Here is a 17,232-nt window from a genome sequence, read left to right on the forward strand (position 1 = left end):
GCGAGGTCATGCCGCGACGTTGCGCGCCATCATTGCTTCGTCGAAGCGCAGTTCCTTCAACGCGGAAAGCCCGCTCAACACCACGTGGCCGTGCTGATTTCGAACGGTCGTGTCCATCACGAGAATATGCTTGGCGGGCTTTTTCTCGACGACGCAGACGTTGATCGTCGCCGTATCGCCGATATACACCGGCCCGAGAAATCGCAGCTCCTGTCCGACATACGCGAAACCCGGCCCCGTCAGTTCCGTATGCGCCGCCGACACCAGCGCCGCCGTCAGAAGACCATGCACCACGCGCCGGCCGAAGGGCGAGCATTCGGCGAACGCGTCTTCCATGTGCAGCGGATTCAGGTCGCCGGACAGATGCCCGAACGCGTTCACTTCGGCTTCGGTGACCGTATGCACGACCACCTGCGTGCGGCCGATTTCGATATCGTCGAAGCGCAGGAGCGCCGGCCAGTTGTTCGGTTGTGCGCTCATGCGTCTCTCCTCGAAGTCAGTGCAATGCGCCCCTCGACAAAGGCGTCGATCTCTTGCGGCGTATATCCCAGTTCCGCGAGCACCTCGCGGGTATGTTGTCCGTGTTTCGGCGGATGCCGGCGCAGAGGCGGCGCCTCGCCGTCATAGCGCACCGGATGCGCCAGCACGCGCACCGGGCCGGCCTGCTCGTGCTCGAACGACATGATCATCTGATTGTGCGCGACTTGCGGATCGTGCTCGACCTGTTCGTAATCGTTGACCGGCGCGAACCAGATGTCGTGTTCCTCGAAGATGCGCATCCATTCTTCGGTCGTGCGCGTCGTGAGCGTGTCGTAGACAAGGCGGTTGATTTCCTCGCGGCGCATGACATTGTCCTTCGGATGCGTGAACCCGGCGAGTGCGGGACAAGACAGCGCACCGGCGAGCTTCTGGGTCGGCGTGAGCGACATCGCAATGTAGCCGTCCCGCGTCCGGTACACGCCATACGGCGCCGGGTGGAAACGGCTGCCGGTAGGCGGATGCGTGCGCGGCCACAGCGGCCCCTTGTTCATGTAGTACGTGAACGGCTCGATCTGAAGATCGAGCGCGGCGTTGAGCAGGTTGCTCTCGACGCGCGTACCGACGCCCGTGCGCTCGCGCGACTGCAACGCGGCGACCACGCCGAACGCGGCGAGCACGGCGGCATGCTGATCGACGATGGCTGAGCCGACCGGCGTGGGCGGCGACTCCGCATCGCCGGAAAGCATGGTCATGCCGCTCATCGCCTGAAGCAGCAAGTCCTGGCCCGGACGCTTCAGATAAGGTCCGGACGAGCCGTACCCCGTGCACGAACAGTAGACGAGACGCGGGTTGGCCTCATGTACCTGCGCATAACCGAAGCCGAGCTTGTCGAGCACGCCCGGCCGATAGTTTTCGATCAGGACATCGGCCTCACGAATCAGGCGCCAGACGATCTCGCGCGCGGCTTGCTCGCGAAGATCGAGCGAAATGCTGCGTTGATTGCGGTTGCCGAGCAGAAAGAAGACGCTCACGCCTTCGACGAACGCATCCGCCCCGGTCCAGCTACGCTCGAATGCGCCGCCGGGCGGCTCGATCTTGATCACGTCGGCGCCGACATCGGCGAGCATCTGCACGGCGGCTGGGCCTTGCAAGAAGTGCGTGAAACTCAGTACCTTGATGCCTTCCAGCATAAACACTCCCCTCGATGTTTCAGCGCGAATTCACGCGAGCAGCGTGCGCGCGATGATCATGCGTTGTATTTCCGACGTTCCTTCGACAATCTCGAGCACCTTCGCATCGCCGAACGCGCGTGCGACCGGAAACTCGGCCATCACGCCGTAGCCGCCGTGGATCTGCAAGGCCTGGTGCGCCGCCGTCATCGCGTGTTCCGAGGCGAAGAGCTTCGCCTGCGACGCCTGCGTATCGAAGGGCGCGCCCGCATCCTTGAGCGCGGCCGCGTCGTAGAGCATGAGGCGTGCAGCATGCGCATGGGTCGCGATGTCGGCGACCTTGAATTGCAGTCCCTGAAACTCGGCCAGGGGCCGCCCGAACGCGCGACGCTCCTTCATGTATGCGATGGAACGATCGAGCGAGCCTTGCAAGATGCCGAGCGCGAGCGCGCCGATGAGAATGCGGCCCGTGCTGATCTGCGCGAGCGTCTGACGCAGGCCCGCGCCGCGTTCGCCGAGCAGTTGATCGGCGGGAATCGCGCACTGCTCGAAGAACAGCTCATGCGTGATCGAAGCGCGCCAGCCGATCTTGCGCAGCTTGCGGCCCTTGCTGAACCCCGGCGTTCCCTGCGGCACGACGAAGTTGGAAATCTCCTTGCGGCCATCGGGACGCGTGCCCGTCACCGCCGCGATCACCGTGGGGCCGCCTATCTCCGTGCCCGAATTGCTGATGAACGTCTTCGCGCCATCGATGACCCAGCGCTCGCCGTCGAAACGCGCGCGCGTGGCGATGTTGGCCGCATCCGATCCGGCGTCCGGCTCGGAAAGGCCGATGGCCCCGATCTGCGTGCCATCGAGGATGGGCTTCAGGAAGCGCTCTTTCTGAGCGCTCGTGCCATAGTTGGTCAGCAGGCTCGCGACCGTCGCATTGGCCATCAGCGCATTGGCGACGGCGCAATCCACGCGCGCGAGTTCCTCCAGCACGATGACGAACGACAGCCAGTCGCCACCGCCGCCGCCGAATTGTTCGGGATAGGGCAAACCCGTGAAGCCGAGTTCGCAAGCCTGACGCCATAGCGTGTAGGGAAACGCCTCCTGTTCCCAGAGCGTTTCCGACTGCGGCGCGATTTCCTTTTCGGCGAAGCGTCGCACCGCTTCGCGGATCATCGCGTGCTGTTCGCCGAGCCAGTGCGGCTGCTTCAGGCTTGTCATCATGGTGTGAGCGGTGCCGGGTTGGGGCGCGCCGTGCGCCGGGTGAGCTTCTGTTCCATGAATTGGCGCAGCCCGGCGCGCGCGCCTTCGCTCGAAAAGTTGACCGCGTATTGCGCGGCTTCGAAATCGAGTCCCGCCGACAACGGCATGTCGCTCGCGCGATTCAACGCGCGTTTGGCCATCTCGACTGCGAACGGATCGTAGGATGCCAGCGTCGCAGCAAGGGACTGCACCGCATCGAAAAGCGCATCGGGGGCCGCAAGCTCATGGATGAAGCCGAACGCCTCGCATTGCGCCGCGGAAAAACGCCTGCCGCTCATGATGAAGCGCTTGGCGCACGCGAGCCCCATCTTGGCGACGGCGAGTTGCGTGCCGCCCCAGCCGGGCATCGTGTTGAGCGTGATCTCCGGAAACGCGAAGCTCGCATGATTCGATGCCACGATGAAGTCGCACGCGAGCGCCAGCTCGAAGCCGCCGCCGAGCGCATAGCCGTTGACCATCGCGATGGTCGGCTTCGCGCACTCGTGCAGGCGCAGCAAGGCGCGCTGACCGGCGACCATGTCGCGATAGGCGGCGACGCCATCGAGCGAGACGAGCCGTTCTATATCGTTGCCGGCCGCGAATGCCTTCGCACCGCGGCCGGTGACGGCGATCACGCGCGTGGCGTCGTCGGCCGTGGCGTCGTCGATTGCGGCCGTGAGCGCGGCCAGCATCTCGGGCGTGAATGCGTTGAGCTTGTCGGCCCGATTGAGCGTCAGGAGCCGCAAGGTGCCGTGCTGCGAGGCGAGGACGGGGTCCGTGTTGTTCTCCATGGCCTTCACAGCACTTTCAGGTAAGTCTTGCCCGATGCGACGACCACGCCGTCTTGGCGGGTCACGTCGGCGGCGAACACGCACACGTTGCGTTCCTCGTCCTTGTCCTCGAGCGTCAGGCGTGCGGTAACCGTATCGCCGATGAACACCGGTGCGTTGAAGGTGATGTCATAGCGATACGAAACCGCGCCGGGGCTGGGCGCTTTCTGCGCCATCAACCCCATCACCGTCGACAGAAATCCGACCGACAGGCAGCCCTGCGCGATACGCTTCTCGAAGCGCGTGCTCTTTGCATATTCCTCGTTGAGATGCACGGCGTAAAAATCGCCGACGATGCCGGCAAAGCCGTAGATGTCGTATTCGGAGACGGTCTTGGCGAAATCGGCGGTGTCGCCGATTGCATAGCAATCCATATGAGGACGTTTGGCCATGTCGATGAGTCTTCGTTGTCGGTGGAGATGAACGTGACACGGTGCGTTCCGGCACCGTGCCGCCAGCATGGAAGTCACTTTAAAGAGAGGCCACGGCGAACCGGTAGGACGGTTCGCGCGATCTTTTGGACTTTTTTGCAGCGCTTCGCACGAGGCGCGAGCGCACCGTTAAAAAGTCCAAGAAATTCGAAGACTGGTCCTAACGCATCATCGCCACGATCACAAATACTTGCCTCAACCCGCCGGCCTGTGAAAGTTCATCGTCAGTCAGCATCGGGGCGATGCACGTCACACGCGAGGCGGTGTCCATATCGAGCAAGGAGACAACATGAGTTCGCTTTTCAAAGCGCAGAACATGCTGCGCGTGGCGATGAGCGCAGCGCTCGCCGCGATGTGCGTGGCCGCATCGTCCAGCGCGATCGCGCAGGACAAGGTCGTGATGAAACTCGGCCATACGCTCGCGCCCGACAATCACTATCAGCTCACGGCGCAGGTGTTCGCGAAGGAAGTGGCGACACGCACGCATGGTCACATCGAGATCCAGTTGTTTCCGCAGTCGCAGCTCGGCGGCGAAGTGCAGATGGCGCAGGCATTGCGCACCGGCACGCAGGACCTGATGATTTCCGCGCAGGCGCCGATCGACAACACCATCAAGCAATGGCAGATCTTCGACATGCCGTATCTTTTCTCCGGCATGGACGAAGCCAATCGCGTGCTGCAAGGTCCGGTCGGCCGCAAGTATCTCGACATGATGAAGCCGGTGAACATGATCGGACTCACCTGGCTCGCGGTGGGCGAGCGCAACCTCTTCACGACCAAGCGCCCCGTCACCTCGCTTGCCGATATGAAAGACCTCAAGGTGCGCGTGATGCAGAGCCCCGGGTATATCGCGGGCTACAAGGCGCTGGGCGCGAATCCGACGCCGCTCGCCTATAACCAGTTGTTCCTCGCGCTCTCGCAAGGTCTCGTCGATGGCGCCGACACCTCGCCCGAGCAGTTCGTGCAGGACAAGTTCTCCGATATCGCCAAGCATTTCTATGTGACGCACGTGAACTATCTGCCGGTCGTGCTCGCGATGAGCAAGGCGTCATGGGACAAGCTGTCGCCCGCGGATCAGAAGGCGTTCCAGGAATCGGCGAAGATTGCGGCGGACTACGACCTGAAGGAATACAAGCACGAATACGACGACGCGATCGCCACGATGAAGTCCAAGGGCATACAGGTGACGGTCGTCGATACCGCGCCGTGGGCGCAAGCCACCAAGGCCGCGCGCGACGAACTGGTCGCGAAGATTCCGGACGGCCCGGCGCTCTATCAGGAGATCAACACGGCGAGGCAAGCGTCCGCGGTCGCATCGAAATGACGGACGCGAACGACGGTCGAGGCTCGAACCCGGCATCGGAGATGACACGCATGGAAAAGCTCGCGCGCGGCTTGATGTCGGTCGACGACATCGTGCTGAAGATCAATCTGTTCGTCTGTAGCTGCCTGCTGCTCGGGGCGGTGATCGTGGCCGGCCTCGGCGTGATCTTCCGCTTCGTGCTGCACGATTCGCTGTCGTGGTCCGACGAGGTCTCGGCCTATCTGTTCGTATGGCTCACGTGCCTCGGCGCGGCAGCGGGCGTGAAGCTGCGCGCGCATCCGGAAGTGCGCGTGCTGGCCGATCGCGTGCCGGCCGCGTTCGCGCCGTTGCTCAAGGACTTCACGGATTGCGCGATTCTCGCGCTCGGCGCGGTGTTCATGCTGTACGGCACCGACATGCTGGCGCTGATGGGCACCGAAACCGCCGCGTCGATTCCGATCTCGATGGTCTATCCGTACCTCTCGATTCCCGTGTGCGGAGCGCTGCTCGCGTTTCACTCGCTGGTGCGCATCGTCGTCTCGCATCTCGCGCCGCAGGCGCAGACAGACGCCACGCTGGTCGAGGGCGTGTCGGAACATCTCTAGGATAAACATCATGTGGGCAATCGCTTTTGGAGCAGGACTGCTCGGGCTCGGCGTGCCGGTGGCCATCTGCATCGGCATTGCGGCGACGCTCGCGCTGTCGATCAACGGCACGCCGCTGCTCGTGATTCCGCAGCAGTTGTTCTCGAACCTGAACAACGTCGGTCTGCTCGCCATTCCGTTTTTCATGCTGACGGGCGCGATCATGGACTCGGGCGGCGTGTCGAAGCGCATCATCGAGTTCTCGCAGGCACTCGTGGGCTTCATGCGCGGCGGGATCGGTCAGGTGACGATCGTCGCGAGCATGTTCTTCGCGGACCTCTCCGGCTCGGCCACGGCGGACACAGCCGCGATCGGCTCGGTGATGATTCCGGGGATGGTGAAGAAAGGCTATAACCGCGCGTTCGCGGTGGCGCTGCAATCGGCGGCGGGCTCGCTCGGGCTGCTTTCACCGGTGTCGATGAGCATGCTCGTCTATGCGTACACGGCCAACGTTTCGGTCGGCACGATGTTCATCGCCGGCATCATTCCGATGCTGCTCGTCGTGGCGTCGTTCATGATCGTCAATTACGTGACCGCCGTCAGGAACGACTACAGCGCAGTCGAGCCGTTCGATGGGCGCAAGCTGTGGACGACCTTCCGCGAGGCTTTCTGGGCGCTGCTCACGCCGGTCATCATTCTGGGCGGGATTCTCGGCGGCATCTTCACGCCCGTCGAGGCGGGTGTGGTCGCGGCGGTCTATGTGACGCTCGTGAGCGCGTTCATCTTCCGTACGCTCAAGCTCTCGCATTTCAAGGACATTCTGGTGCGCACCTCGGTGAACACCACGCGCGTGTCGTTCCTGCTCGGGCTGGCGTTCGTGCTCGGGCGCTATCTGATCGAGGCGCAGATTCCGCTCCACGTGGCGAACAGTTTTCTTGCAATCACGACGAGCGCAATCGTGTTGCTGATCCTGATCAACCTGTTCCTGATCGCGGCGCATACCGTGCTCGAAACGATCTCGAGCATCGCGGTGGTGATTCCTGTGTTTCTGCCGCTCGTCGTGCAGATGCATATCGACCCGATCGTGTTCGGCGTGATCGTGCTGATCAACTCGGCCATCGGCATCAATCTGCCGCCGATCGGCTTCTGTCTGTTCACGGCCGCGTCGATCGGCGGCGTATCGGTGGAGAAGGCAACACGCGCGATCCTGCCGTTCATCCTGGCGCTGGTGATCGACTTGTTGCTGATCATCTTCTTCCCGCATATTCCGCAGTTCCTGCCGCATCTGCTGGGCGCGAAGTAAGCGGATCACATTCCACGCAGCGCACGCAGGCGCTGCGCCTCACGTCCGTCCGCGCGGCGCTTCGATTTCGAAGCGCCGCGTTTTCACTCGTTACGCAAGCGCAACCACCGCAATCTCGACCAGCAGATGAGGCGCTGCAAGTCTCGCTTCGACGGTCGCGCGCGTCGGCGCGCAGCCTTGCGGCACCCACGCATCCCAGACTTCGTTCATGCCGGCGAAATCGCGCGTGATATCCGCGAGCCACACTTGCGCGGATACGAGGCGCGTCTTGTCGATGCCGGCTTTCTCCAGAAAGCCGTCGATCTTCTCCAGCACTTTCGCGGTTTGCAGCTTCACATCGGGCGTCGGATCGGCGCAGGTCTGCCCGCCGATGAAGACGAGGCCCGCCGCCTTGACGACGCGGCTCATGCGCTGATTGGTGTCGATGCGAACGATATCGCTCATGAAAATCTCTCCGATAAAGGAATGAAAGCGCCGCACGGGCCGACCGGTCCGCGCGCGGCAAGAAGAAAACGGGTTCAGTGAGTGACGAGTTGCGAGCCGCCGACATCCGACGATGCGGTGTCGAGGCCGAAGCGATCGATGGCGAAGGCATCGATCGAAATCGACGGCGCGCCGTCGACCATCAGTTCCGACACGAGCTTGCCGCAGCCCGGCCCGAGCTGAAAACCGCTGCCGCAATAGCCGAACGAGTAGTAGAGATTCGACGCCCGGCGGCTTGCCGAGATCACCGGCAGTTCGTCTTCCGTAAAGGCCTCGACACCGGCCCATGCGCGATTCACCCCGAGATGGCGCAGATGCGGAAAGAGCTCCGTCACGGTGCGCGCGCTCTTCACGAGACGGATGAAATCCACTTCGCCGTGACGATGTGCGAGATCCGCAATGCCGATCAGCTTGCCGCCGATCACCACGGTGCCGTTGTCGAATTGCTTGAACGAGAGCGGCCGGCCGGTCGCGCCGAGCGTCGCGCGGCAGAACGGCGCGACGCGATGCGTGACCATCAGCATCAGGCCTTCGGGATGCACCGGGACCGGTTCGCCCACTTGTTTCGCAAGCTCGCCGGACCAGGCGCCCGCCGTGACGAGCAGCTTTTCCGCGCTGAAGGTGCCGCGCGGCGTGTGCGCGAGCCAGCGCGCACCGCGCTGCTCGATGCGGCGCGCGGGCGTGCCTTCCAGAAAGCGCACGCCGAGCTTCTGCGCGGCGAGGCGAAAGGCGGTCGTGGTTCTGAACGGCAGCGCGTAGCCGTCGCGCTCGACCCAGATGCCGCCCGTGACGTGCCGCGCGAGTGCGGGTTCGAGTTCGAGCACGGTTTCGCGGTCGATTACTTTCTCATGCGTGAAGCCGTGCGATTCGAGCAGCGCGACGCGCGCGCGGCACGCTTCGAGTTCGTCATCGGTTTCGGCGATCTTCAACTGGCCGGAGGCAACGAAGCCGCCGTCCTCGCCGATCAGATCGGTCATGCCGTGCCATATCTCGCGCGACATCAGCGCGAGCGGAATCTCCGGCACGGGGCGCCCGAGCGTGCGCACGCCGCCCGCATTGACGCCCGACGAATGACGCGCGACGTAATCGGCTTCGAGCACGATCACCTTCGCGCCGCGCCGCGCCAGGTGAAACGCGCTGCTCGTGCCGTGCAGCCCGCCGCCGATGACGAGCACGTCCGCTTCCTGCGATTCGGTTGCGTCATTCACCGGCGAGTTCTCCGAGCGTGAGCGGCTTGATCGGCGGACGAATGCGGTAATAGCCGACTTCGGCGGGCGACACCTGGCGCGCATCGGCGATGACTTCCGTCACCGTGAGGCCGCACATGCGGCCCTGGCACGGTCCCATGCCGCACCGTCCGAACGATTTCGCCTGATTCGGTCCCACGCAACCCAGTTCGACGAACTTGCGCAACTCGCCCGCCGTGACTTCCTCGCAGCGGCACACGATGGTCTCGCTGCGCGGAATGCGGTTGACGTCGCGCGGGCGATACAGGCTGTCGAGAAACGGGCGGATGCGCGTGACATCCGCGAGCGCGCGGCGCAGTCCGGCCGCTTCGGCATCGCGCTTCGCACGTTCGACCGCGCCCAGTTGCGCCGCCGCCGCGAGCCCCGCGAGCGTGCCCTGCAGCGCCGCCGCCTGCGCGCCGCCGATGCCGGCGCCATCGCCCGCGACGAAGATGCCGGGTACATCGAGCTCGCCCCACGCATCGACGTTCGGCGTGAAGCACAGCTGGGCGTCGTCCCAGCGATGCGACGCGCGCAACGCCTGCGTGAACTGCGTATTCGGCACGACGCCCTGATGCAGCAGTATCACGTCCGCCTCGATGCGGTGCGCCGTGCCCTGCGTCGTGAAACTGAGCGCCGCCGCATGTTCGACCCGATCCGCGCCGAGGCGCGATTCCACGCGCAGATCGTCGGCTGCTTCGAAGATCGGCACGCCCGCCTCGCGCAGCGTACGGATCAGTTGCAGGCCCTTCGAGAGAAACGGCCACGCGCGCAGCGCCGAGAGCAGGTGGCGCTTCGCGCGCCAGCGGTCTTCGTGGCGCGTGGTATCGACGAGCGCGCGGATCGGCACGCCGGCGCGCACGTATTGCCAGCCGAGCAGATACAGGAGCGGGCCGCAGCCCGCGAGAACCGGCGGCGCGGCGGGCACTTCGCCCGCGCTCTTCAAAAGGATCTGCGCCGCGCCCGCGGTCAGCACGCCGGGCAGCGTCCAGCCGGGAATCGGGAAGGGGCGCTCGAGCGCGCCGCTCGCCAGAATCACGCGCTGTGCGTCGAAGGAGCCGATCTTGCCGTCTTTCAGGAAATTGACGCCGCGCTCGCGCGTGACCTGCCAGACGCTCGCGTTCGTGAGGTGACGCGCGCCGGATGCGGCGAATGCTTCCGCGATGGCGGCGCCCGCCGCGTAGTCCGGCCCGAGAATCTCCTTGCGGCGCGCGTCCGCCTTGCCGATCGCCCGATAAATCTGTCCGCCGACGGCGTCCTGCTCGTCGATCAGCACCGTTTTCAGGCCCGCGCGGGCGGCGCGTGTCGCGGCGCTCATGCCGGCGGGACCGGCGCCGATCACGACGACATCGACGGCTTCCGAAGCGAAATCAGCGGCCATGCGCGTTCTCCAGCGAGGCGTCGATGGGCGCCGCGGGCGGCAGATCGCGTGCGCCTTCCTGCGAACGCACGCGCATGCCGGCTTTCACTTCGACCATGCAGCTCTGGCGGCTCGGCACGCCGTCGATTTCGACGAGGCATTCGAAGCACGCGCCCATCATGCAGTAGGGTGCGCGCGGCGCACCGGAGACGGGCGTCGCACGAAAGCGCGAGATGCCCGCCGCGAAGAGCGCCGCCGCGACGGAGCGGCCCGCGGCCACGGTGAGCGGTCGGTCGTTGAACCAGATTTCGATGGCTGCGGCGCCTTGCTCGCCCGGCAGCGGTTTGAAGAGCGTATGGATCGTCTGGGAAGTCATGGCGAATTCAGTGAGCGGGAGTCAGTTCCGCGGCGTTTTCAAAGCGGCGCGCGGAGAAGCTGGGCAGTTCGTCGGGCATCGGCGCGCCCGAAATCCACGGCGCCACGCGCAGCGCATGCGCGGCCGCGAGCGTCACGCCGCTGTGGCAGGTGACGACGAACGCACCCGGATGCGTCTGCGAGCGGTCGTAGATCGGAAAACCGTCGGGGCTGTAGACGCGCAGCGCGGCCCACATGCGCACGAGGCGCACGTCCTTCAGCATCGGGAAGGCACGCACGCCGCGCCGGGCGATGTCGGAGAGCACGTGCGTCGTCGTGAAATCGTTGAGGCCGACTTCTTCCATCGAATCGCCGAACTGCACGCTGCCTTCGTCGGTCTGGCGCACGTTGAGGGTCGGATAGTGGAGAAACGGCGCGACGCGCTCGGTCACCAGCACCTGGCCGCGATTGGGCGCGACGGGCGCATTCAGCCCGACGAACGGCGCGAGCGCGCGATTGCCGAGGCCGGCGGCCAGCACCACGCGGGCCGCGCGATATGTCCCGCGCCTCGCGTGGACCGTGAAGCCGTTCGCGTCCGGCACGATGCGCTCCGCGCGCTCGCCCGGAACGAGCCGCACGCCGCGTGTCTGCATCGCGGCATGCAGGCCGCGCAGCAGCTTGAGCGGATTCACGTGACCGTCCATCGGCGTATAGCTCGCGCCGATCACGGCCGGCCCGACCTGCGCAATCCGCTCGCGCACTTCGGCGGCGTCGAGCATCTGATACGGGTAGTCGCCAAGCTCGGCATTGAGCGTCGAAAGGCGTTTCTCGCGATCGGCGAGTTCCGCTTCGTTGAAGCAGAAGTGAAAGCCGCCCGGCTGACGCAAGGCCACGTCGATGCCCGTTTCCGCGAGCAACGCATCGGCGAAACCGGGCCAGCGCACGGCCGACGAGCGCGACCAGCGCGCGTAAGGCGAGAGGCCGTAGCCTTTGCCCTGAATCCACACGAGGCCGAAATTGCCGCGCGAAGCGCGAAAGCCGCCGTCGTCCTCGTCGAGCACCGTCACGCGCGCGCCTTCGCGGGCGAGTCCGTAAGCGACGGCCGAGCCGACGAGGCCGCCGCCGAGCACGAGCACGTCGGGGCTGGCGGAACTTGAAAGGGTCATCGGGCTTCTCCGATCAGAATGCGATCCAGCCCGACCATGCGGTCGAGCAGCATCATCAGCAACACGGTGCCGACGATCAGCACCGCCGACACCGATGCGACCAGCGGATCGATCGTCTGCGCGATCTGGTTGTACATGGCGACGGGCAAGGTGGTGGTGCCGGGCGTCGCGACGAAGATCGTCATCGTCAGCTCGTCGAAGCTCTGGATGAACGACAGCACCCATCCGCCCGCGACGCCGGTGCGGATCATCGGCAGGACGACGCGGCGAAACGCGGTGAAGCGGCTCGCGCCGCACGAGAGCGCCGCGCGCTCGGCATCGCGATCGAGGCCGACTGCCGACGACAGCGCGAGCCGCAGCGCATACGGCAGCACGATGATCACGTGCGCCGCGACGAGCGACCAGAACGAGCCGGACAGATGCAGCAGCGACAGGAAGCGCAAAAACGCGATGCCGAGCACGACGGCCGGAATCATCATCGGCGAAAGGAAGAAGCTCGTGAGCGCGGCGCGGCCGGGAAAGCGGTAGCGCGCGATGGCGAGCGCGGCGGGCACCGCGAGCAGCACGCCGATGGTGGCCGCGGCGAAGGCAAGACGGACCGACAGCCAGAACGCAGAGACGATGTCGCCGTTCTCGACGATCGCGCGGAACCAGCGCAGCGACGCGCCGTCGAAGGGCATCGAAATGAAGCCCTTGTCGGTGAAAGCCACGAGCATCACCACGACCAGCGGCGCGAGAATGAAGGTCAGGAAGCAGGCGTTGAAAGTGAGCCCGAGCCAGCCGTTTTCTTTCATGTTCGTTCTCCGCTCAATCGAAAATGTGCCGGAAGCGGCGTTCCGCGAGGCGGCTGCAGCCCATCACGATCGCGACGTTCGCAATCAGCAGCAACACCGCGATGCTCGCGCCGAGCGGCCAGTTGAGCGTGCCGAGGAATTCGTCGTAGGCGGCGGTCGCGACCACTTTCAAGCGTCGTCCGCCGATCAGCGCCGGTGTCGCGAACGCGGAAGCCGACAGCGCGAATACGATGATCGACCCCGAGAGCACGCCCGGCATGATCTGCGGCAGGATCACGCGGCGAAACACCGCGAGCGGCGAGCCGCCGAGCGAGCGGCCGGCCCATTCCATTTGCGGGTCGAGCTTTTGCATCGTCGCCCAGACCGACATCACCATGAAGGGCACGAGCACGTGTGTCAGCGCGATGATGACCCCGGTCATCGTGAAGACGAGGCGCACCGGCTCGTCCGTGATGTGTAGCGCCTGCAGCACGTTGTTCAGGACGCCGTTGTTACCGAGCAGGATCTGCCAGCCGAGCGTGCGCACGACCACCGAAATGAGCAGCGGGCCGAGCACGATCAACAGACACAGCGATTGCCACGGCCGCTTCATGCGCGCGAGCACGATGGTTTCCGGCACGCCCAGCACGATGGACAACAGCGTGACCGCGAAGGCGAGGCCGGCGGTGCGCAGGAAGATGGTGCCGTAGTACGGGTCGCTCACCACTTCCCAGTAGTTTCCGAGCGTGAAGCTCGGCAACACGCCGGCCGTGTCGCTGAACACGCGAAACGACAGCAGCAGCGTGAGCAGCAGCGGCACCAGCAACAAGCCGATGAACAGCAGCAGCGCGGGCCCCGACAACAGCCACGGCGCGGCGCCGGGACGGGCGTCGTCAAGCGTGGCCATTCGCGTTCTCCCGGATATCCTGCGTGAGCACGCGCAGATCGTCATCGGTCCAGTCGAGGCCCACTTCGTCGCCTTCCTCGGGCGGCGGCGCGCCATGATTCGGCTGTGCGACACGCAGCTTGCCGAGCCCGGTTTCGACTTCGAGCAGCCATTGATTGCCGACGAAAACACGCGTCGCGATGCGGCCGCGCACGCGGGCGTTCGCCCCATTGCCGTTCGCAAGGTGGACCTTCTCCGGGCGGATATAGACGTTCACGGCGCCATCGACGTGACGGCCTTCGTGCGGCACGTGCAGCGTCGTGCCGGCGACATCGACGATCGCGCAGCGCGGATTGCGCTGCAACACTTCGCCGGCGAACGCGTTGGTGCGGCCGAGGAAGGTCGAGGTGAACTGCGTGGCGGGGCGCTCGTAGGCGTCGTAAGGTGTGGAAAGCTGTGCAATGGCCCCGCGATGCATCACCGCGATGCGGTCGCTCATGGTCATGGCTTCCACCTGATCGTGCGTGACGAGGATCGTCGTGATGCCGAGGCGCTTCTGGATGGCGCGCAGTTCGATATGCATTTCCTCGCGCAACTTGGCGTCGAGGTTGGACATCGGTTCGTCGAGCAGCAGCAGCTCGGGCTGCATCGCGATGGCGCGCGCGATCGCGACGCGCTGGCGCTGGCCGCCCGACAGTTCCTTCGGAAAGCGATGCCCGAGCCCCTTCAGGCGCACGAGCGCGAGCGCTTCCTCGACGCGCTCTCCGCGTTCCTTGCGCTTCACCTTGCGCATCTCCAGCCCGAAGCCGACGTTGCCCGCCACCGTCATATGCGGGAAGAGCGCGTAGCTCTGAAACACCACGCCGATGCCGCGCTTTTCCGGGCGCTCGTTCGTGATGTCGCGGCCATCGAGCAGGATGCGGCCGGTGGTCGGCGTGACGAAGCCCGCGACCATTTGCAGCGTGGTGGTCTTGCCGCAGCCGGACGGGCCGAGCAGCGACAACAGCTCGCCGCGCTCGACCGAAAGATCGAGCCGTTCGATCGCCGTGAAATCGCCGTAGCGTTTCGAAATGCCTTGCAGAGTCAGAAAGGCCATGCGCCTTGCTCCTTCGTCACGTCAACGGATGCCGGGCCGCGAATCAGCGCTCGACCGAACGATTCCAGCGCTCGGTCCATTCGGTGCGATGCTGGTTGATCGTGGCCCAGTCCATCGCGGTGAGCTTGCTGATCTGGTCGGGACCGTACGGCACGCGGGCGGCGACATCGGGTGTGAGCTTCACCGTCTTGTTGACGGGACCGAGGCCGATGTTCTGCGCCTGCAAGGTCTGCACTTCAGGCGTGAGCAGGTACTGCACGAACTGTTGCGACAACTGCGGCTGCGCATTCTCCGCCACGACGCACGCCGCCACCTGCAACGCGACCGCGCCTTCCTTCGGGTAGATGAACTTGAGCGGAAAGCCGGTGTTCTGCAATGCGACGGCGCGGCCGCTGCCGTAGGGCGCGAGGATGACGTCGCCGGACTGCATCTGGCCGTCCATCTCGCCGGGCGTCGGCGCCCAGGAGAGCACGTTGGGCGCAACCTGCTTCGTCATCTCGGTGAAGCCCGGATCGATGTTCTTCTCGCCGCCGCCGGAGAGGCGCGCCAGCATCACGAGCGTATGCAGGCCGTAGGTATTGGTGATCGGCGGCACGCCGAGCTTGCCCTTGATGCGCTTGTCGGTGAGCGCCTTCCACGAATCGGGCGGCGGCAGCCCGGCTTTCTTGAACGCTTCCTCGTTGTAGCCGATGCCGGTCGCTACCATGCCCACGCCCACCGACGTCTCCCCGAGCTTCGCGAGCGGATAGACGTCTTTCATGATGGGCGCATCGTCGAGCTTCGCGCACAGGTTCATCTGCATCGCCTGATACATGGGGCCGTCGTCCATCACGGCGACATTGATCTGCTGATGGCCCTTCTGCGCCTGCAGCTTGGCGAGCGTGTCGCTCGAATTGCCCGCGACGTAGACGATCTTGACGTTGTGCGCCTTCTCGAACGGCGGAATGATCTTCTGCCGATAAAGCTGCTCGTTCGAGCCGCCGACATTGGCGACATAGAGGGTGGTTTCAGCGTGGGCCAGAAGCGGCACGGCGAGCGCGCCGGTAATCGACAGTCCGGCGAAAGCGGTGCGGGACAGGCAGGACAGACGGCGATGCAGCGTGCTTCTCATGACGATGATCTCCAGTGTTCCGGTACGTGGGGCGCGGGCTGAGGGCCCGTCGATGAAAGCAGTGTCGCGCGGGCGATTCATATCGTCCAATACGAATAAAATACAAACCCATACCTGGTTGATATGGACTGGGGACAGCGAGAATAGGGAAAACACGCAATGAATCTCAAGCACATCGAGGCGTTTCGCGCCGTCATGGTGTCGGGATCGATGACCGCCGCGGCCAAGGCGCTCTTCACGTCGCAGCCCAACGTGAGCCGTCTCATCTCGCAACTCGAGCGCGAAACGGGCTTGCAGTTATTTCAGCGCAGCGGCGTGCGGCTGATTCCGACGAGCGAGGGCACCGCTTTTTTCCGCGAGGTCGAACGTGCATTCGTCGGCTTGCAGGGACTGGCCAATGCGGCCGCGCAGATCCGCAATCTCGGCAGCGGGCGTCTGCGCATCGCGGCGATGCCTTCGGCGGGCATCACGCTCGTGCCGCACGCCATCAAGCGTTTCGTCGAGCTGTATCCGGAAGTCACGGTGTCGCTGCACGTCAACACGTCGGGCACGGTCAACCACTGGACGGCTTCGCAGTTCTGCGATCTGGGTGTCGCCGTGTACGTGAGCGAGGCGTCGGATTGCGAAGTGGAACAGTTGTCGAGCGTCGCCGCGGTGTGCGTGATGCCGGCGGCGCATCGGCTCGCGGCGAAGCGCGTGATCAGGCCGGAGGATCTGGAAGGCGAGTCGTTCATCTCGCTGTGTCACGGCGACGGCACGCGCGCATTGATGGACGAAGTGTTTCAGCGCGCGGGCGTGAAGCGTGTGCTCGCCATCGAGGCGCAGTACACGGCGATGTGCTGCGAGATGGTGCGGCACGGCATGGGCGTGACGCTCGCGCATCCGATCGTCGCGCGCGACTACAGGGGACCGGATACCGCCATCCGTCCGTTTCTGCCGGCGACGCGCTTTCCCACCTATCTGCTGTTTCCTCCGCACAGGCCGCGTGAGCGGCTGGCGTCGGCATTCGTCGAGGTGTTGCGCGGACTGCATGAAGAGTTGCTGGCTGATGTCGTCGCGCCGGCGAAGCGCACGCGCGTGAAGGGGGCATCCGGTCAACGTCCGGCGTAGCATCGTACGAGCCTGCGTGCGCCAACCATCGAGCAGCTTTCGAGCGGCGCCACGCATACCTCGTGATAGCTCGGCCAGATCATCGGAGATCGCGCGCATACCCGATGAGATCTACGCCGCTTCGAAAAGCTGGACGGAAAAGGCTTGTCCGAAGCTGATTCGATACAACGTCCTTCGAAAGGGCGGTCACTTCGCAGCGTGGGAGCAGCCGCAAGCCTTCACGCAGGAACTCCGAGCGAGCTTTAGCCGCTATCGCTGATATTGCAAGGACCACGCAAGAGCGATACGACATGGCGCGAGCTTCGCAAATTTTCGGACCATCCTAAAGTTTCGT

At 64.8% G+C, this 17,232-nt stretch carries 18 protein-coding genes and 1 pseudogene; 5 read left to right on the plus strand and 14 right to left on the minus strand.

Annotated features, from left to right (window positions below; genetic code table 11):
• Positions 1-6 precede the first annotated feature (6 nt).
• From NCS58_RS29705 to NCS58_RS29725, 5 genes are read right to left on the minus strand one after another with little or no spacing between them, the layout of a single operon-like run.
• Positions 7-480 (minus strand): MaoC family dehydratase, encoded by a 474-nt coding sequence (locus tag NCS58_RS29705; protein ID WP_061118960.1) that lies wholly within the window; start codon positions 478-480, stop codon positions 7-9.
• Positions 477-1,670, minus strand: coding sequence for a CaiB/BaiF CoA-transferase family protein (locus tag NCS58_RS29710; RefSeq protein WP_061118961.1), 1,194 nt, complete (start codon positions 1,668-1,670; stop codon positions 477-479). The genes NCS58_RS29705 and NCS58_RS29710 overlap by 4 nt, the downstream gene beginning before the upstream one ends.
• Before the next feature lie 30 nt (positions 1,671-1,700).
• Positions 1,701-2,864, minus strand: coding sequence for an acyl-CoA dehydrogenase family protein (locus NCS58_RS29715; protein ID WP_086961182.1), 1,164 nt, complete (start codon positions 2,862-2,864; stop codon positions 1,701-1,703).
• Positions 2,861-3,673, minus strand: a complete 813-nt coding sequence (locus NCS58_RS29720) for an enoyl-CoA hydratase/isomerase family protein (protein ID WP_061118962.1) — start codon at positions 3,671-3,673, stop codon at positions 2,861-2,863. Before NCS58_RS29720 ends, NCS58_RS29715 begins: the two co-directional genes overlap by 4 nt.
• A 5-nt stretch (positions 3,674-3,678) precedes the next feature.
• Positions 3,679-4,104, minus strand: coding sequence for a MaoC family dehydratase (locus NCS58_RS29725; protein ID WP_061118963.1), 426 nt, complete (start codon positions 4,102-4,104; stop codon positions 3,679-3,681).
• A 328-nt stretch (positions 4,105-4,432) separates the two neighbouring features.
• Here NCS58_RS29725 and NCS58_RS29730 point away from each other — a divergent pair, with 328 nt between their 5' ends.
• The 3 genes from NCS58_RS29730 to NCS58_RS29740 are packed head-to-tail and all read left to right on the plus strand — an operon-like array spanning position 4,433 to position 7,333.
• Positions 4,433-5,467, plus strand: coding sequence for a TRAP transporter substrate-binding protein (locus NCS58_RS29730; RefSeq protein WP_250477589.1), 1,035 nt, complete (start codon positions 4,433-4,435; stop codon positions 5,465-5,467).
• Between the two features lie 50 nt (positions 5,468-5,517).
• Positions 5,518-6,051: a TRAP transporter small permease gene (locus NCS58_RS29735; protein WP_061119076.1), complete on the plus strand. Its 534-nt coding sequence runs from the start codon at positions 5,518-5,520 to the stop codon at positions 6,049-6,051.
• A gap of 10 nt (positions 6,052-6,061) precedes the next feature.
• A complete protein-coding gene (locus tag NCS58_RS29740; protein WP_061118965.1) occupies positions 6,062-7,333 on the plus strand; it encodes a TRAP transporter large permease in 1,272 nt (423 codons plus the stop codon).
• A 90-nt stretch (positions 7,334-7,423) separates the two neighbouring features.
• On the opposite strand, the gene NCS58_RS29745 is transcribed toward NCS58_RS29740, so the two are convergent.
• The 9 genes from NCS58_RS29745 to NCS58_RS29785 form a co-directional block, all read right to left on the minus strand.
• The gene (locus tag NCS58_RS29745; RefSeq protein ID WP_061118966.1) at positions 7,424-7,777 is read right to left on the minus strand and encodes a RidA family protein; all 354 of its coding nucleotides are present in this window, start codon (positions 7,775-7,777) and stop codon (positions 7,424-7,426) included.
• A gap of 74 nt (positions 7,778-7,851) precedes the next feature.
• The gene (locus NCS58_RS29750) at positions 7,852-9,024 is read right to left on the minus strand and encodes an FAD-binding oxidoreductase (RefSeq protein ID WP_061118967.1); all 1,173 of its coding nucleotides are present in this window, start codon (positions 9,022-9,024) and stop codon (positions 7,852-7,854) included.
• Positions 9,017-10,423: an NAD(P)/FAD-dependent oxidoreductase gene (locus tag NCS58_RS29755; protein ID WP_061118968.1), complete on the minus strand. Its 1,407-nt coding sequence runs from the start codon at positions 10,421-10,423 to the stop codon at positions 9,017-9,019. The genes NCS58_RS29750 and NCS58_RS29755 overlap by 8 nt, the downstream gene beginning before the upstream one ends.
• Complete coding sequence (locus NCS58_RS29760; RefSeq protein WP_250477588.1) at positions 10,413-10,778, minus strand: (2Fe-2S)-binding protein; 366 nt, start codon at positions 10,776-10,778, stop codon at positions 10,413-10,415. Before NCS58_RS29760 ends, NCS58_RS29755 begins: the two co-directional genes overlap by 11 nt.
• Before the next feature lie 7 nt (positions 10,779-10,785).
• Positions 10,786-11,922: an FAD-binding oxidoreductase gene (locus tag NCS58_RS29765; RefSeq protein WP_061118970.1), complete on the minus strand. Its 1,137-nt coding sequence runs from the start codon at positions 11,920-11,922 to the stop codon at positions 10,786-10,788.
• The gene (locus NCS58_RS29770; protein ID WP_061118971.1) at positions 11,919-12,716 is read right to left on the minus strand and encodes an ABC transporter permease; all 798 of its coding nucleotides are present in this window, start codon (positions 12,714-12,716) and stop codon (positions 11,919-11,921) included. The genes NCS58_RS29765 and NCS58_RS29770 overlap by 4 nt, the downstream gene beginning before the upstream one ends.
• Before the next feature lie 13 nt (positions 12,717-12,729).
• Entirely contained in the window at positions 12,730-13,602 is an 873-nt protein-coding gene (locus NCS58_RS29775) for an ABC transporter permease (RefSeq protein WP_061118972.1), read from the minus strand.
• Positions 13,589-14,677 (minus strand): ABC transporter ATP-binding protein, encoded by a 1,089-nt coding sequence (locus NCS58_RS29780; protein ID WP_250477587.1) that lies wholly within the window; start codon positions 14,675-14,677, stop codon positions 13,589-13,591. The genes NCS58_RS29775 and NCS58_RS29780 overlap by 14 nt, the downstream gene beginning before the upstream one ends.
• Before the next feature lie 43 nt (positions 14,678-14,720).
• Positions 14,721-15,788: an ABC transporter substrate-binding protein gene (locus NCS58_RS29785; protein WP_061118974.1), complete on the minus strand. Its 1,068-nt coding sequence runs from the start codon at positions 15,786-15,788 to the stop codon at positions 14,721-14,723.
• 159 nt (positions 15,789-15,947) lie between these two features.
• On the opposite strand from NCS58_RS29785, the gene NCS58_RS29790 reads away from it, so the two are divergent.
• Together NCS58_RS29790 and NCS58_RS29795 are read left to right on the plus strand one after the other, a co-directional pair.
• Positions 15,948-16,898 carry a LysR substrate-binding domain-containing protein gene (locus NCS58_RS29790; RefSeq protein WP_061118975.1) on the plus strand — a complete coding sequence of 317 codons (951 nt, stop codon included), beginning with the start codon at positions 15,948-15,950 and terminating at the stop codon, positions 16,896-16,898.
• Positions 16,899-16,986: 88 nt separating this feature from the next.
• Positions 16,987-17,157 (plus strand): annotated as a pseudogene (locus tag NCS58_RS29795) (epoxide hydrolase); the annotation flags it as partial.
• Positions 17,158-17,232 lie beyond the last annotated feature (75 nt).

Source organism: Caballeronia sp. INML3B, from assembly GCF_023631305.1.
GTDB lineage: Bacteria > Pseudomonadota > Gammaproteobacteria > Burkholderiales > Burkholderiaceae > Caballeronia > Caballeronia turbans.

Coding starts and splice junctions, on each gene's coding strand:
- NCS58_RS29705 (WP_061118960.1), bottom strand. CDS start 480: ATGAGCGCACAACCGAACAACTGGCCGGCGCTCCTGCGCTTCGACGAT.
- NCS58_RS29755 (WP_061118968.1), bottom strand. CDS start 10,423: ATGGCCGCTGATTTCGCTTCGGAAGCCGTCGATGTCGTCGTGATCGGC.
- NCS58_RS29770 (WP_061118971.1), bottom strand. CDS start 12,716: ATGAAAGAAAACGGCTGGCTCGGGCTCACTTTCAACGCCTGCTTCCTG.
- NCS58_RS29765 (WP_061118970.1), bottom strand. CDS start 11,922: ATGACCCTTTCAAGTTCCGCCAGCCCCGACGTGCTCGTGCTCGGCGGC.
- NCS58_RS29730 (WP_250477589.1), top strand. CDS start 4,433: ATGAGTTCGCTTTTCAAAGCGCAGAACATGCTGCGCGTGGCGATGAGC.
- NCS58_RS29725 (WP_061118963.1), bottom strand. CDS start 4,104: ATGGCCAAACGTCCTCATATGGATTGCTATGCAATCGGCGACACCGCC.
- NCS58_RS29790 (WP_061118975.1), top strand. CDS start 15,948: ATGAATCTCAAGCACATCGAGGCGTTTCGCGCCGTCATGGTGTCGGGA.
- NCS58_RS29740 (WP_061118965.1), top strand. CDS start 6,062: ATGTGGGCAATCGCTTTTGGAGCAGGACTGCTCGGGCTCGGCGTGCCG.
- NCS58_RS29710 (WP_061118961.1), bottom strand. CDS start 1,670: ATGCTGGAAGGCATCAAGGTACTGAGTTTCACGCACTTCTTGCAAGGC.
- NCS58_RS29745 (WP_061118966.1), bottom strand. CDS start 7,777: ATGAGCGATATCGTTCGCATCGACACCAATCAGCGCATGAGCCGCGTC.
- NCS58_RS29775 (WP_061118972.1), bottom strand. CDS start 13,602: ATGGCCACGCTTGACGACGCCCGTCCCGGCGCCGCGCCGTGGCTGTTG.
- NCS58_RS29735 (WP_061119076.1), top strand. CDS start 5,518: ATGGAAAAGCTCGCGCGCGGCTTGATGTCGGTCGACGACATCGTGCTG.
- NCS58_RS29720 (WP_061118962.1), bottom strand. CDS start 3,673: ATGGAGAACAACACGGACCCCGTCCTCGCCTCGCAGCACGGCACCTTG.
- NCS58_RS29715 (WP_086961182.1), bottom strand. CDS start 2,864: ATGATGACAAGCCTGAAGCAGCCGCACTGGCTCGGCGAACAGCACGCG.
- NCS58_RS29785 (WP_061118974.1), bottom strand. CDS start 15,788: ATGAGAAGCACGCTGCATCGCCGTCTGTCCTGCCTGTCCCGCACCGCT.
- NCS58_RS29760 (WP_250477588.1), bottom strand. CDS start 10,778: ATGACTTCCCAGACGATCCATACGCTCTTCAAACCGCTGCCGGGCGAG.
- NCS58_RS29780 (WP_250477587.1), bottom strand. CDS start 14,677: ATGGCCTTTCTGACTCTGCAAGGCATTTCGAAACGCTACGGCGATTTC.